Annotated in this window: 16 protein-coding genes; 4 read left to right on the top strand and 12 right to left on the bottom strand. The window is 58.4% G+C overall.

Features of this window, described 5'->3' with window-relative positions; translation table 11 throughout:
- Position 1: 1 nt before the first annotated feature.
- Both dxs and ABLV64_RS01165 read left to right on the top strand, forming a co-directional pair.
- A complete protein-coding gene (dxs, locus tag ABLV64_RS01160) occupies positions 2–1,864 on the top strand; it encodes a 1-deoxy-D-xylulose-5-phosphate synthase (protein WP_217325083.1) in 1,863 nt (620 codons plus the stop codon).
- A gap of 60 nt (positions 1,865–1,924) precedes the next feature.
- Positions 1,925–2,899, top strand: coding sequence for an aldo/keto reductase (locus tag ABLV64_RS01165; RefSeq protein ID WP_017898927.1), 975 nt, complete (start codon positions 1,925–1,927; stop codon positions 2,897–2,899).
- A gap of 45 nt (positions 2,900–2,944) precedes the next feature.
- On the opposite strand, the gene pgpA is transcribed toward ABLV64_RS01165, so the two are convergent.
- The 6 genes from pgpA to nrdR all read right to left on the bottom strand — a co-directional run bounded on the left by pgpA (position 2,945) and on the right by nrdR (position 7,037).
- Positions 2,945–3,448, bottom strand: a complete 504-nt coding sequence (gene pgpA / locus ABLV64_RS01170; RefSeq protein WP_004177266.1) for a phosphatidylglycerophosphatase A — start codon at positions 3,446–3,448, stop codon at positions 2,945–2,947.
- Positions 3,441–4,412 carry a thiamine-phosphate kinase gene (gene thiL / locus ABLV64_RS01175; RefSeq protein ID WP_023319837.1) on the bottom strand — a complete coding sequence of 324 codons (972 nt, stop codon included), beginning with the start codon at positions 4,410–4,412 and terminating at the stop codon, positions 3,441–3,443. Before thiL ends, pgpA begins: the two co-directional genes overlap by 8 nt.
- A gap of 71 nt (positions 4,413–4,483) precedes the next feature.
- Positions 4,484–4,903: a transcription antitermination factor NusB gene (nusB, locus tag ABLV64_RS01180; RefSeq protein ID WP_004204833.1), complete on the bottom strand. Its 420-nt coding sequence runs from the start codon at positions 4,901–4,903 to the stop codon at positions 4,484–4,486.
- Between the two features lie 19 nt (positions 4,904–4,922).
- Entirely contained in the window at positions 4,923–5,393 is a 471-nt protein-coding gene (gene ribE, locus ABLV64_RS01185) for a 6,7-dimethyl-8-ribityllumazine synthase (RefSeq protein WP_001021161.1), read from the bottom strand.
- 87 nt (positions 5,394–5,480) lie between these two features.
- The gene (gene ribD / locus ABLV64_RS01190; protein ID WP_004204834.1) at positions 5,481–6,584 is read right to left on the bottom strand and encodes a bifunctional diaminohydroxyphosphoribosylaminopyrimidine deaminase/5-amino-6-(5-phosphoribosylamino)uracil reductase RibD; all 1,104 of its coding nucleotides are present in this window, start codon (positions 6,582–6,584) and stop codon (positions 5,481–5,483) included.
- Between the two features lie 3 nt (positions 6,585–6,587).
- Positions 6,588–7,037 carry a transcriptional regulator NrdR gene (gene nrdR / locus ABLV64_RS01195; protein ID WP_002890417.1) on the bottom strand — a complete coding sequence of 150 codons (450 nt, stop codon included), beginning with the start codon at positions 7,035–7,037 and terminating at the stop codon, positions 6,588–6,590.
- A gap of 147 nt (positions 7,038–7,184) precedes the next feature.
- On the opposite strand from nrdR, the gene ABLV64_RS01200 reads away from it, so the two are divergent.
- The gene (locus ABLV64_RS01200; RefSeq protein WP_348843132.1) at positions 7,185–7,724 is read left to right on the top strand and encodes a DUF3251 domain-containing protein; all 540 of its coding nucleotides are present in this window, start codon (positions 7,185–7,187) and stop codon (positions 7,722–7,724) included.
- A gap of 300 nt (positions 7,725–8,024) precedes the next feature.
- Complete coding sequence (locus ABLV64_RS01205; protein ID WP_004204836.1) at positions 8,025–8,909, top strand: nucleoside-specific channel-forming protein Tsx; 885 nt, start codon at positions 8,025–8,027, stop codon at positions 8,907–8,909.
- A 42-nt stretch (positions 8,910–8,951) separates the two neighbouring features.
- Here ABLV64_RS01205 and ABLV64_RS01210 read toward each other — a convergent pair whose 3' ends face one another.
- The 6 genes from ABLV64_RS01210 to tgt form a co-directional block, all read right to left on the bottom strand.
- Positions 8,952–9,647 carry a YafY family protein gene (locus tag ABLV64_RS01210; RefSeq protein ID WP_004204837.1) on the bottom strand — a complete coding sequence of 232 codons (696 nt, stop codon included), beginning with the start codon at positions 9,645–9,647 and terminating at the stop codon, positions 8,952–8,954.
- Positions 9,648–9,671: 24 nt separating this feature from the next.
- Entirely contained in the window at positions 9,672–10,037 is a 366-nt protein-coding gene (locus ABLV64_RS01215) for a VOC family protein (protein WP_004204838.1), read from the bottom strand.
- A 137-nt stretch (positions 10,038–10,174) separates the two neighbouring features.
- Positions 10,175–11,146: a protein translocase subunit SecF gene (gene secF, locus ABLV64_RS01220; protein ID WP_004204839.1), complete on the bottom strand. Its 972-nt coding sequence runs from the start codon at positions 11,144–11,146 to the stop codon at positions 10,175–10,177.
- A 10-nt stretch (positions 11,147–11,156) separates the two neighbouring features.
- Positions 11,157–13,004, bottom strand: coding sequence for a protein translocase subunit SecD (gene secD / locus ABLV64_RS01225; RefSeq protein WP_004204840.1), 1,848 nt, complete (start codon positions 13,002–13,004; stop codon positions 11,157–11,159).
- A gap of 26 nt (positions 13,005–13,030) precedes the next feature.
- Positions 13,031–13,363 (bottom strand): preprotein translocase subunit YajC, encoded by a 333-nt coding sequence (gene yajC / locus ABLV64_RS01230; protein ID WP_002890398.1) that lies wholly within the window; start codon positions 13,361–13,363, stop codon positions 13,031–13,033.
- A gap of 22 nt (positions 13,364–13,385) precedes the next feature.
- The gene (tgt, locus tag ABLV64_RS01235; RefSeq protein ID WP_002890395.1) at positions 13,386–14,513 is read right to left on the bottom strand and encodes a tRNA guanosine(34) transglycosylase Tgt; all 1,128 of its coding nucleotides are present in this window, start codon (positions 14,511–14,513) and stop codon (positions 13,386–13,388) included.
- Positions 14,514–14,604 lie beyond the last annotated feature (91 nt).

Here is a 14,604-nt window from a genome sequence, read left to right on the forward strand (position 1 = left end):
GATGAGTTTTGATATTGCCAAATACCCGACCCTGGCGCTGGTAGATTCCACCCAGGAGTTGCGCCTGTTGCCAAAAGAGAGCCTGCCGAAGCTGTGTGATGAGCTGCGGCGCTACCTGTTGGACAGCGTCAGCCGCTCCAGCGGTCACTTTGCCTCTGGCCTCGGCACGGTGGAACTGACCGTGGCGCTGCACTACGTCTATAACACGCCCTTCGATCGCCTGATCTGGGACGTCGGTCACCAGGCCTACCCGCATAAAATTCTGACCGGCCGCCGCGACAAAATCGGCACCATTCGCCAGAAAGGCGGCCTGCACCCCTTCCCGTGGCGCGGTGAAAGCGAGTACGACGTGCTGAGCGTCGGTCACTCCTCCACCTCCATTTCCGCTGGCATCGGGGTGGCTATCGCCGCCGCGAAAGAGGATAAACAGCGGCGCGCGGTGTGCGTGATTGGCGACGGGGCGATTACCGCCGGCATGGCGTTTGAGGCGATGAACCACGCCGGGGATATCAAACCCGACCTGCTGGTGGTGCTGAATGACAATGAAATGTCGATCTCCGAGAACGTCGGGGCGCTGAATAATCATCTGGCGCAGCTGCTCTCCGGTAAGCTCTACTCCACCCTGCGCGAAGGCGGCAAAAAGGTCTTTTCCGGCGTACCGCCGATTAAAGAGCTGCTTAAGCGGACCGAAGAGCATATCAAAGGCATGGTGGTGCCTGGGACGCTGTTTGAAGAGCTGGGCTTTAACTACATCGGCCCGGTGGATGGCCACGATGTGCTCGGTCTGGTCAGCACCCTGAAGAACATGCGCGACCTGAAGGGCCCGCAGTTCCTGCATATTATGACCAAAAAAGGCCGCGGCTATGAGCCCGCCGAGAAAGACCCGATCACTTTCCACGCGGTGCCAAAGTTCGACCATACCAGCGGCGTACTGCCCAAAAGCAGCGGCGGTCTCCCTTCCTATTCGAAAATCTTCGGCGACTGGCTTTGCGAAACGGCGGCCAAAGACAGCAAGCTGATGGCCATCACCCCGGCGATGCGCGAAGGTTCAGGGATGGTGGAATTTTCGAAGAAATTCCCCGATCAGTACTTTGATGTCGCCATCGCCGAGCAGCATGCAGTCACCTTCGCCGCCGGACTGGCGATTGGCGACTACAAACCAGTGGTGGCCATCTACTCCACCTTCCTGCAGCGAGCCTACGATCAGGTGATCCACGATGTGGCTATTCAGAACCTGCCGGTGCTGTTTGCCATCGACCGCGCCGGGATTGTCGGCGCAGACGGCCAGACGCATCAGGGGGCGTTCGATCTCTCCTTCCTGCGCTGTATTCCGGATATGGTGGTGATGACGCCGAGCGATGAAAATGAATGCCGCCAGATGCTGTACACCGGCTACCACTACAGCGACGGCCCCTGCGCGGTGCGCTATCCGCGCGGCAGCGGCACCGGCGCGACGCTGGAGCCGCTGGCATCGCTGCCGATCGGCAAAGGGGTAGTGAAACGCCAGGGCGAGAAGGTAGCGATCCTCAACTTCGGCACCCTGCTGCCGGAGGCCGCAGCGGTGGCGGACAAACTCAACGCCACCCTGGTGGACATGCGCTTTGTGAAGCCGCTGGATACCGCGCTGATCCTGCAGCTGGCAGGCGAGCACGACGTTCTGGTGACGCTGGAAGAGAACGCCATTATGGGCGGCGCCGGCAGCGGCGTGAATGAAGTGCTGATGGCCCATCGCCGGGCGGTACCGGTGCTCAATATTGGCCTGCCGGACGTCTTTATTCCGCAGGGCACTCAGGAAGAGATCCGCGCCGACCTCGGCCTCGATGCCGCCGGTATTGAAGCCAAAATCCTCGACTGGCTGGCATAATCGCCCCTCCCGCTCCTGCTATGCTTAAGGGATACCCTTGATGAATAGCAGGAGCGCACCATGCACTATATCCCCCTCGGCGATACTGCCTTACGTGTTTCCCGACTGTGCCTCGGCTGCATGACTTTCGGCGAGCCGGACCGCGGCAGACACGCCTGGACGCTTCCGGAAGAGAGCAGTCGCCCGCTCATCCAGCACGCCATTGAAGGCGGCATCAACTTCTTCGATACCGCAAACAGCTACTCCGACGGCAGTAGCGAAGAGATCGTCGGCCGTGCTCTGCGCGACTTTGCCCGCCGCGACGAGGTGGTTGTCGCCACCAAGGTCTATCACCAGGTCGGCGATCTGGCGGAAGGGCTTTCCCGGGCGCAGATCCTGCGCTCTATCGACGACAGCCTCCGCCGTCTCGGTATGGACTATGTCGACCTGTTGCAGATCCACCGCTGGGACTACAGCACCCCGATTGAAGAGACGCTCGAAGCGCTGGACGAGGTGGTGAAAGCCGGCAAAGCGCGCTATATCGGCGCCTCGTCCATGCATGCCCGGCAGTTTGCCCAGGCGCTGGCGCTTCAGCAGCAGAACGGCTGGGCGCGCTTCGTCACCATGCAGGATCACTACAACCTGATTTACCGGGAAGAAGAGAATGAGATGCTGCCCCTGTGCCAGCGTAACGGCGTGGCGGTGATCCCGTGGAGCCCGCTGGCGCGCGGCAGGCTGACCCGCCCATGGGGTGAGACCACCGCCCGGCTGGTCTCGGATGAGTTCGGCAAATCGCTTTACAGCACCAGCGAAGAGAACGACGCGCAGATCGCCGGGAATCTCGCGGACGTGGCGGAAGAGCTCGACGCCAGTCGCGCGCAGGTCGCCCTCGCCTGGCTGTTAAGCAAGCCCGGCGTCGCCGCGCCAATTATCGGTCCGTCGCGTCAGGAACAGCTCGATGACCTGTTGCAGGCGGTGGATTTGACGCTATCTCCGGAACAGATCGACAAACTGGAGGCGCCCTATCAGCCGCATCCGGTGGTGGGATTTAAGTGACGGGCGTGGTTTCCCCGACAGCATGGCGCTGCCGGGGAGAAGCGGTCAAAGCAGACCGATGGGCCAGTGATGGCCAATAACATACAGCACGCCGGCGGAGATCACGCCGGCGACGATATCATCCACCATGATCCCCATTCCGCCGTGAATATTGCGGTCAAACCAGCGAATCGGCCACGGTTTCCACATATCGAAGATACGGAAAATGACGAAGCCGGCGGCCACCCACTGCCAGTCCAGGGTCGGCAGCGCCATCAGAGTGATCCACATCCCGACGAACTCGTCCCAGACGATGCTGCCGTGGTCATGGGTGCCCATATCTTTGGCCGTGCGATGGCACAGATAGACCCCGATACAGATGCTCATCATCACCACCAGCGAGTAGAGCTGCCAGGGGAGAAAAGTCATCAGATACCAGAACGGGATCGCCGCCAGCGACCCCATCGTGCCCGGCACCACCGGGCTTAAGCCGCTGCCAAAGCCGGTCGCCAGCAGATGCCATGGATTACGCATACTCAGGCGGCTAAGCGCCTCGTCTCGACTACGCAAAGTGATCGTATCCCTTTAAATCAAGCGTGACCGGCTTACCGTCGCGGATAAACTGCAGACCTTCGCTCTCCGGCGCAATCTGTCCGATACAGGTAAAACGCGCGCCAAGATGGCCAAGGGCCACGTCCAGCGCCCCACGGTTCAGTTCCGGTACGGTAAAGCATAGCTCGTAGTCTTCGCCACCGGCGAGCGCCCAGCGTAGCGCCTGCTCAGAATCAACCTGGCTTAGCATCGCGTCAGAGTACGGCATGGCATCAAGATCGATGCGCGCGCCACAGCCGCTGGCTTTGAGAATATGACCCAGATCGGAGATCAGGCCGTCGGAGAGATCAATCGCCGACGTCGCCAGGTCGCGCAGCGCCTGGCCCTGCAGCACGCGGGGCATCGGACGCAGGTGACGGGCCAGCAAATAGTCGGCGTCAGTCGGCGTATCCACCGTCAGCCGGTTCTGCAACAGCGCCAGGCCGGCGGCGCTGTCCCCCGGGGTACCGGTGACATAGATCCAGTCTCCCGGCTTCGCACCTGAACGTTTCATGGCGCGCCCAGGCGGCACAAAGCCGTGGATACCCAGGGTCATGGCGAGCGGGCCACGGGTGGTGTCGCCGCCAATCAGCTGCATATCGTAGTAGTCAAGCTGGACAAACAGGCTGTCGCTGAAGGCTTCCAGCCAGGCTTCATCCACCTCCGGCAAGGTCAGCGCCAGGGTGAGCCACGCCGGCTCCGCGCCCATCGCTGCGAGGTCGCTCAGGTTCACCGCCAGGGCTTTATAGGCGAGGTCGGCCGGGTCGATATCGGGTAAGAAGTGATTGCCCGCCACCAGAGTGTCGGTGCTGATTGCCAGCGTTTTTTTCTCGGGAATATTCAGGAGAGCGCAGTCGTCGCCGATACCGGTCTCGACATCAAGACGAGCGCTTTTAACGCGATCAAAATAACGGGCAATCAGGGAGAATTCGCCACATGCCATACGTTATGCCTCAGCAAAATAATAAATAAGGCCGGGTTGCGAGACGACCCTCGCAAAACCCGGCCTGCAGTTTACTTCTTGTGGGGACGAATTACCGGAGCCGCTTTGTCCAGCACACCGTTGACGAACTTGTGGCTATCTTCAGCGCCGAAGGTTTTCGCCAGTTCGATAGCTTCATTGATGGCCACTTTATACGGTACGTCATCGCGTTTGGACAGCTCAAACAGCGCGATACGCAGCACCGCTTTTTCCACCTGACCCAGCTCTTCCAGCTGACGGGACAGGTAGGGCTTCATCAGGCCGTCGAGGTACGCGCTGTTAGTCGCCACTCCGGACAGCAGTTCGCGGAAATACAGAACATCAACATCTTTTACGTCCTGTTCCGCCAGGAACTGGTATTCGACATCAGCGATGTCGTTCTGGGACAACTGCCAGGAGTAGAGCGCCTGAACGGCACACTCACGGGCGCGGCGACGAGCAGCAGGTTTCACGGAATTCCCCTTACAAAAATCAGGCCTTGATGGCTTTCAATACGTTAATCATTTCCAGCGCGGTCAGCGCAGCTTCTGCGCCTTTGTTACCGGCTTTGGTGCCAGCGCGCTCAATGGCTTGTTCAATACTTTCAGTGGTCAGAACACCAAAGGCTACCGGGATTTCGCTGTCCTGAGCGACGTGCGCCAGGCCATTGCTGGCACCGCCTGCCACATATTCAAAGTGGGCGGTACCGCCGCGAATCACCGTACCCAGCGCGATCACCGCGTCATATTTACCGGTTTTCGCCAGTGCGCCAGCCGCCAGCGGCAGCTCATACGCGCCTGGAACCCAAACAACGGTGATGTTTTCATCTTTTACCTGACCAATGCGTTTCAGGGCGTCAATCGCACCTTCCAGCAGGCTGTCATTGATAAAGTTGTTGAAACGCGCAATGGTGATGGCGACGCGAGCGTCCGGGGTAGCAACGTTAGCTTCAATAATGTTCATACTCTTCCTTCGGGTTCATGTGCCCCGCAAGGGGGGCGGATTTTATCATATTATTCTGAGCGCTGCTTCCTAATAATCAGGAAAGCCTCACGCAGTGGTTAAATGCAGGCAGACATCCGGGCCAACCTGACGTATCTCATTGAATTTAAAATGGGGCGCCTGGCTCAGTTCTTCAAGCCCCGGCAGCGCGCATAATCCACGCGCCGCATTGCCTAACAGTTTAGGCGCAATATAGACGATAAGCTCGTCGACCAGCCCCGCCTGCAGCAGCGCCCCGGCAAGCGTGGCCCCCGCCTCCACCCAGACGCTGTTGATCTGCTGTTTGCCAAGCAGCATCATCAGCAGCACCAGATCGAGATGGCCGTTATGTTCCGGAACCAGCAGCGTGCGCACGCTGTCCGGCCACTGGCGCTCATCGGCGCCCAAGCGGGCAAACAGCGTTTCCCCCGCCTGCTGCACAATACGATGCTCAGGCGTGACGCGGTTCTGACTGTCGATCACGACGCGCAGCGGCTGGCGCAAATTCTCTTGGGGATACAGCGCCTGGGTATCGGCGCTCAGCTCCTGCCAGCGCACGGTCAGCGCCGGATCGTCCGCCAGTACGGTGGCGCTGCTGGTCAGAATGGCATGGCTCTGTGCGCGCAGACGCTGCACGTCGCGTCGCGCCTGCGGGGAGGTGATCCACTGGCTTTCGCCGCTGGCCATCGCCGTGCGGCCGTCCAGCGAAGCACCCAGCTTGAGCTGCACCCAGGGAAAACCGGTGCGCATCCGCTTCAGGAAGCCCTTGTTCAGCGCTTCCGCCTCGTTCATCATCAGCCCGTGGCTGACTTCAATACCGGCCTGCTGCAGACGGTACAAGCCGCGCCCCGCCACCTGCGGGTTCGGATCCTGCATCGCGGCGACCACGCGGCTGATGCCGGCGGCAATCAGCGCATCGCAGCACGGCGGCGTACGGCCGTGGTGGCTGCAGGGCTCAAGGGTGACATAGGCGGTGGCGCCTCGCGCCTGTTCCCCCGCCATCCGCAGGGCGTGCACTTCGGCGTGCGGCTCGCCGGCGCGATAGTGGAACCCTTCGCCGACGATCTCGCCGTCTTTTACAATGACACAGCCAACGTTAGGGTTAGGATGGGTGGTAAAGCGACCGCGGGCGGCGAGCTTAAGCGCACGCGCCATGTACATTTCGTCCTGCATGGCTTAGTCCTGTAAGCGGGCGATCTCTTCGCCGAATTCTTTGATATCTTCGAAGCTGCGATAGACCGACGCGAAGCGAATATAGGCGACTTTATCCAGTTTTTTCAGCTGTTCCATCACCAGATTGCCGATCATTTTGCTGGCCACTTCGCGCTCGCCGGTGCCGCGCAGATGGGTTTTGATATGGTTGACCGCCATTTCGACGTCATCGGCGCTGACCGGACGTTTCTCCAGCGCTTTCAGCATCCCACTGCGCAGCTTGTCTTCGTTGAAGGGTTCACGCACATCGTTACTCTTCACCACCCGGGGCATCACCAGCTCCGCCACTTCGAAGGTGGTAAAGCGCTCATTACAGACCAGACACTGCCGACGGCGACGCACGGAAGAGCCTTCCCCCACCAGACGAGAGTCAATCACTTTGGTATCCACGGCGAAACAGAAAGGGCAATGCATAGCGCGTCCTGACAGGTAGTTAAACTGAAGGGTAGTTTACCGCGAAGTGACCTGACTACAAAGAAAGAGCTTTTGAGACAAAGGATCTATGGGAGAGACAGGCGGTTTGGCTACCATTAAGCATCCTCTGCAAACGGAATCCTGACCATGACAAGACGTTACCTGAAACTCGCCATCGCGGGCAGCCTGTTTACCCTGACCGCTTGCGCCCAGCAAAGCGAAATCCGCCAGATGCACCAGAGCGTGAGCACCCTGAGCCAGGAGATGACCCAGCTCAATCAGCAAACGATCAAAATTACCCAGCAAAACGCGCTGAACGCGAAATCTACCCGCGGCGTCTATTTGCTGCCGGAGGCGAAAACCCCGGCGCGGCTGGAGAGCCAGATCGGCACCCTGCGCATGTCGGTGGCGAGCATTACGCCGGATGGCGACGGATCACGCCTGACGTTACGTATTCAGGGCGAATCCAACGATCCGCTGCCGACCTTTACCGCCACCGTCGCCTCCGGACAGATCACCGGCACTACCCACAGCTATCAGGAAGTGAATGTTCAGGATCAGTTGATCAGCGCCCCGGCCAGCATCCTCGCACCCAGCGATGTCAACATCCCGCTGCGCCTGAACGTAACGCCGGACAAAGTCGGTTTTATTCGCGTCCACGATATCCAGCCCGCCGCCGCACAGTAAGCCTTTGCGCCGGGCTTTCCCCTGCCCGGCGACACCCTGCCCCGTCATTCTTCTCCACTTACAACTTTTCGCAAGAGTTCATTAGAAATCGTTCTGCATCGCGATTTTCAGTAGCATTTTGTCAAGAAATGCATAGAATCGTGAACGCAATCGATTACGCATGTTCTGATTATGTGAAACAACACGTATTTTTGTGAGCAATGATTCCTATAATAGACCCCCACAGAAAGACGAAATATTTAGAAACGCTTCGGCACTTCTTTTAACGCCTTCAGGCTCAATTTAAACAGTGGCATTACTATGAAAAAAACATTACTGGCAGCGGGTGCGGTTGTGGCGCTCTCCACTTCTTTTACCGCGGGCGCGGCAGAAAACGACAAACCGCAGTATCTGTCTGACTGGTGGCACCAGAGTGTTAACGTGGTAGGGAGCTACCACACCCGTTTCGGACCGCAGATCCGTAACGATACCTATCTGGAATACGAAGCGTTCGCCAAAAAAGACTGGTTTGATTTTTACGGCTATATCGATGCTCCGGTGTTCTTCGGCGGCAATAGCACGGCAAAAGGTATCTGGAACAACGGTTCTCCGCTGTTTATGGAGATCGAACCGCGCTTCTCTATCGACAAGCTGACCAACACCGATCTGAGCTTCGGGCCGTTCAAAGAGTGGTATTTCGCGAACAACTATATCTACGATATGGGCCGCAATGATTCCCAGGAGCAGAGCACCTGGTATATGGGTCTGGGTACCGATATCGACACCGGCCTGCCGATGAGCCTGTCGTTGAACGTCTACGCCAAATACCAGTGGCAGAACTACGGCGCGTCCAATGAGAACGAGTGGGACGGCTACCGCTTCAAAGTGAAATACTTTGTGCCGCTGACCGACCTGTGGGGCGGTTCGCTGAGCTACATCGGCTTCACCAACTTCGACTGGGGTTCTGACCTCGGCGATGACAACTTCTACGATCTGAACGGGAAGCACGCGCGCACCAGCAACTCCATCGCCTCCAGCCACATCCTGGCGCTGAACTACGCGCACTGGCACTACTCGGTAGTGGCCCGTTACTTCCATAACGGCGGCCAGTGGGCTGACGATGCCAAGCTGAACTTCGGCGATGGCGATTTCAGCGTCCGCTCAACCGGCTGGGGTGGTTACTTCGTGGTTGGTTACAACTTCTAATTGCTGAAACGGCAAGACAGCGCCCGGGCCATCCGGGCGTTTTTATTTCTCCCACACGTCGCACCGAACCTTGCGCAGAAAATCATTTAACGAGCGGTCGGCGCACTCGCTGAATCGACGCTCGGTCGCCCTGACCGCCAGACAGCGGTCGAGGCGAAAGTTGCGATAATCATTGCGCAGCTCACACCAGGCTACCAGCAGCCAGCGCTCCCCCCAGAAAAACAGCCCCAGCGGCAGCACGTCGCGCTCGGTCACCCGACCGGACTCATCCTGATAGCGCAACGCCAGCACCTGCTGGCCGGAGACCGCCTGATGAATGATGTCAAAGAAGGTTTTGGCATAGCGATGGGCGCCGAGATCGGGGGCAAACAGGCGGGTCTGCTCCGCCTGGCGTCGGCGCGCCTCCGGCAGGATCGCCAGCATCTTCTCCTGTGCGGATTCCAGCGATTGCGACAGCGCCTCGCCGCCCCAGGTTTTCAGCAGCCGGATCGCGGCGATCAGCGCTTCGGATTCTTTGGTGGTCAGCATTAGCGGCGGCAGATCGTAGCCCGCCAGCAGCCGGTAGCCGCTACCCGCCTCCCCCTCCACCGGCACGCCGGAGAGGGAGAGATCGCGAATATCGCGATACACGGTGCGCTCCGACACGCCCAGCCGCTCCGCCAGCAGCGAGGCGGTGGTGAGCCGCCTGCCGCGCAGGATCTGCACAATCTGAAATAAACGGTCGGCGCGTCGGGTCATGTTTCACTTCACAAAAAGTTCAGGTTAAGCCGGTTGATGCAGGCCGACGCGGTTGCCCTCGCTGTCAGTAAACAGCGCGATGGTGCCAATATTATTCGGCAGCGTCAGCGGCCCGAAAACACACGCCCCACCCGCCGAGGCGACGCGGTCGAGTGTGGCGGCAAGATGGTCTGTATGCAGGTAAATAATAGCGCCCTGCGCTGAAGGCGCGATACCCTCAAATTTGGCCAGCGCGCCGCCGGGGGCCGGGTCCTGATGCGGGAACACCGCCAGCTCGGCGCAGTCCATGGTTTCGCGACGCAGCGTCACCTGCATCACCGGCTCATAAAACGCGACGGCGCGATCCATATCGGCGACCGGAATTTCAAACCAGTTAATCACGTTATTCATACTTCCTCCTGCTCGTTATTGAGTTCAAAAGGAGTGTATGGGAGGGCTCCTGACAGCATACTGTCAGCAGGTTTTGTCGCGGGCAAAAAAAATCCCGGCCGCCTGGGCCGGGATTGCTTTATTTCAACTGAACCGTATTACGGCAGAATTGACGGCTGGTCCGCCCCTTCTTTTTCCACCTTCTGCTGCAGCAGATGCTCGCGCTTCATGCCCAGCTTCAACGCCAGCGCGGAGGCGACGTAGATAGAAGAAGCCGTACCGATGGAAACACCGATCAGCATGGTCAGCGAGAAGCCTTCCAGAATCGGGCCGCCGAACAGGAACAGCATCAGGATCACCATCAGGGTGGTCCCGGAGGTGATCAAGGTACGGTGCAGCGTCTGGGTCAACGACACGTTGAAGATCTCGTACGGCGTACCGCGGCGGATCTTACGGAAGTTTTCACGGATACGGTCCGATACCACGATACTGTCGTTCAGCGAGTAGCCGATAACCGACATCAACGAGGCCACAATGGTCAGGTCGATTTCGATATGGAACAGCGACAGCACGCCCATGGTGATCACCACGTCGTGCGCCAGGGCGATAACCACCCCCGCCGCCAGACGCCATTCGAAGCGGAAGCCGACGTAGATCAGGATACAGACCAGTGCGGCAATCAGCGCCAGGGCGCCGGTTTGCGCAAGGTCCGCACCGACGCTCGGGCCGACAAACTCAATGCGCTTCACCGCCGCGTTCTGGCTGGTCGATTCGTTAATCACCGTCACGACCTTACTGCCCAGCTCCTGGCTGCCGTTGGCGTCATGCACCGGCGGCATACGTACCATGATGTCGCGGCTGCTGCCAAAGTTCTGCACCTGCGGCTCTTCAAAGCCCGCTTTTTGCAGGGAATCGCGCATCTGGTCGAGATCGACCGGCTTCTCAAGGGTAATTTCGATCACCGTACCGCCGGTGAAATCGAGACCCCAGTTAAAGCCGCGGACGCCGATGATGGCGATCGACACAATCAGCAGAAAACCTGAAATGCCGAAGGCCCAGTAGTCCCAGCGCATAAAGTCCCAGACTTTACGGCCGTGGTTCAATTGTTCAACAGTATATTCCTGTGCCACAACGCACTCCTCAGATAGACAGCTTTTTAACGCGCTTGCCGCCGTACAGCAGGTTCACGATGGCACGGGTGCCGACGATAGCGGTAAACATTGAGGTCGCGATACCGATACCGGTAGTAATCGCAAACCCTTTAATGGCACCGGTACCGACCGCGTACAGGATGATCACTTTGATAAGCGTCGTCACGTTGGCGTCGAAGATCGAGCTGAACGCGCCGCGATAACCTTCGTCAATCGCCTGCTGAACGGTACGCCCGTTGCTCAGCTCTTCTTTGATACGCTCGTTGATCAGAACGTTAGCATCGACCGCCACCGCAAGGGTTAACACGATACCCGCGATGCCCGGCATGGTCAGCGTCGCCCCCGGGATGAGGGACATAATGCCGACAATCAGCACCAGGTTGGCAATCAGCGCCGAGGTCGCAATCAGACCGAACTTCTTATAGAAGAGGATCATGAACAGGATGGAGACCACCAGGCCGGCCAGACAGGCTTCCAGACCCTGCTTGATGTTCTGCATACCAAGGGTTGGGCCGATAGTCCGCTCTTCGACGATCTGAATCGGCGCAATCAACGCGCCGGCACGCAGCAGCAGCGACAGCTGGCGCGCTTCGTTCGGGTTGCTGATACCGGTAATACGGAAGCTGTTACCCAGACGCGACTGGATGTTGGCGATGTTAATCACCTCTTCCTCTTTCGCCAGGATAGCCCGACCGTTGGCGTCTTTCTTACCGCTGTCTTTATACTCCACGAACAGGGTCGCCATCGGCTTGCCGATATTGTCCTTGGTGAAGTTGGACATGATGTTACCGCCCGCGCTGTCCAGCGAGATGTTGACCTGCGGCTGGTTGTACTCATCCATGCTGGAGGTCGAGTCGGTGATATGGTCACCGGTCAGGATCACCCGCTTGTACAGCACCACCGGCTGGCCTTCACGCGTCTGCTTCACTTCCGAGTCGCCCGGTACGCGGCCAGAGGCGGCGGCGGACTGGTCAACGTTGGTATTGACCAGACGGAACTCGAGGGTCGCGGTCGCGCCAAGGATCTCCTTCGCCCGCGCGGTATCCTGGATACCCGGCAGCTCAACGACGATGCGGTCAGCGCCCTGACGCTGAACCAGCGGTTCGGCGACGCCTAGCTGGTTCACACGGTTACGCAGAATGTTAATGTTCTGCTGAACCGCGTACTCACGGGCTTCTTTCAGGCGCTCATCGGTCATCACCGCTTTCAGGCTGTTGTCACCCTGAGAGGAGATCACCAGATCGCGATGGCGAGGGCTGAGATAAGAGATAGCCTGGTCGCGCGCCGCGCTGTCGCGGAAGACGATGCTCAGACCGTAGTTGTCTTCCTTGCGCACGGTCGCGTAAGGAATGCCTTTGTCGCGCAGCTCGCTGCGCAGGCTATCGATGTTCTGTTCCTGCAGTTTGCCTAACGCGGTGTCCATGTCGACTTCCATCAGGAAGTGCACGCCGCCGCGCAGATCAAGACCCAGCTTCATCGGTTCGGCATAGAGTGCCGCCAGCCAGCGTGGGGTTGCCGGAGCAAGGTTTAGCGCCACGACGTATTTGTCACCCAGCACGGTAAGCAGCGCTTCACGCGCGCGCAGCTGGGTATCAGTGGTGTCGAAGCGCGCAAGAATAGCGCCCTCTTCCAGTGCCACAGACTTCGCGGTAATTTTTTCTTCTTGTAAAGTTTTCTGGACCTGGATCAGCGTTTGCTCACTGGCGGCGACGCCGCGCGCGCCAGTGATTTGAACAGCCGGATCCTCACCATACAGGTTGGGAAGCGCATAGATCAGGCCGACGACAATGACGACGACCAGCATGACATACTTCCACAAAGGATAACGGTTTAACACGGCAGTTCCCTTTGGGAAAAGTTAGATTACAGCGCCTTCATGGTGCCTTTCGGCAGAACGGCAGCAACGAAGTCACGTTTGATAACCACTTCAGTGGTATCGTTCAGCGCGATAGCAATGTAGCCAGTTTCCGCTACTTTGGTCACGCGACCGACCAGACCGCCGTTGGTCAGCACTTCATCACCTTTGGCGATGGAGTTCATCAGGTTCTTATGTTCCTTGGTGCGCTTCTGCTGTGGACGCAGGATCATGAAGTAAAAAATCAGACCGAACACCACCAGCATCAGAATCAGAGACATCGGGCTGCCCTGCGCCGGTGCACCCGTTGCCGCTACCGCATCAGAAATAAAAAAGCTCATTGAAATTCCCTCATTATTAAAATTAATCAACGTTCAAAGGAGGCACGGTACGCCCCTGACGTTGGTAAAAATCGGTCACGAAGCTCTCTAATTTACCCTCTTCGATAGCCTTGCGTAAACCAGCCATTAAACGCTGATAGTAGCGCAGGTTATGAATGGTATTGAGACGCGCGCCCAATATTTCGTTGCAACGGTCAAGGTGATGCAAGTAAGCGCGTGAATAATTGCGACATGTATAGCAATCACACTCGGCGTCCAGCGGCGCGGTATCGCTTTTGTGCTTCGCGTTGCGGATTTTCACCACGCCGTCGGTGACGAACAGGTGGCCGTTACGCGCGTTGCGCGTCGGCATGACGCAGTCGAACATATCGATACCGCGACGTACCCCTTCCACCAGATCTTCCGGCTTCCCGACGCCCATCAGGTATCGTGGTTTATCGGCCGGGATCTGCGGGCAGACGTGCTCCAGAATACGGTGCATGTCTTCCTTCGGCTCGCCGACCGCCAAACCGCCGACAGCGTAGCCATCAAAGCCAATCTCTACCAGACCTTTCACCGAGATATCACGTAAATCTTCGTAAACGCTGCCCTGAATGATGCCGAACAGCGCATTTTTATTGCCAAGGCTATCGAAACGGTCACGGCTGCGCTTCGCCCAGCGCAGAGACATCTCCATTGAGCGCTTGGCGTAATCCCAGTCCGCCGGATACGGCGTACATTCGTCGAAGATCATCACGATATCAGAGCCGAGATCGTACTGAATCTCCATGGATTTTTCCGGATCGAGGAAAATCGGATCGCCGTTGATCGGGTTGCGGAAATGCACGCCCTGCTCGGTGATCTTACGGATATCGCCAAGGCTGAACACCTGGAAGCCGCCGGAGTCGGTCAGGATCGGTCCTTTCCACTGCATAAAATCGTGCAGATCGCCGTGCAGCTTCATGATCTCCTGACCCGGGCGCAGCCACAGGTGGAAGGTGTTGCCGAGAATAATCTGCGCGCCGGTGGCTTCCACCTCTTCCGGCGTCATCCCTTTGACGGTGCCGTAGGTGCCAACGGGCATAAAGGCAGGTGTTTCCACCACGCCGCGCTCAAACACCAGGCGACCGCGGCGGGCGCGACCGTCGGTGGTATCCAGTTCAAATTTCATGCTTGCTCCTGCGTCAGAAAAACAGTCCGACGTTTTCATACTCGCCACGGAATGATTCCGTGGCTAAAAAAATGCGTCATGGCGTCCAAAA

It is taken from the genome of Klebsiella sp. JB_Kp031 (assembly GCF_040064295.1).
GTDB classification, from domain to species: Bacteria; Pseudomonadota; Gammaproteobacteria; order Enterobacterales; family Enterobacteriaceae; genus Klebsiella; species Klebsiella quasipneumoniae.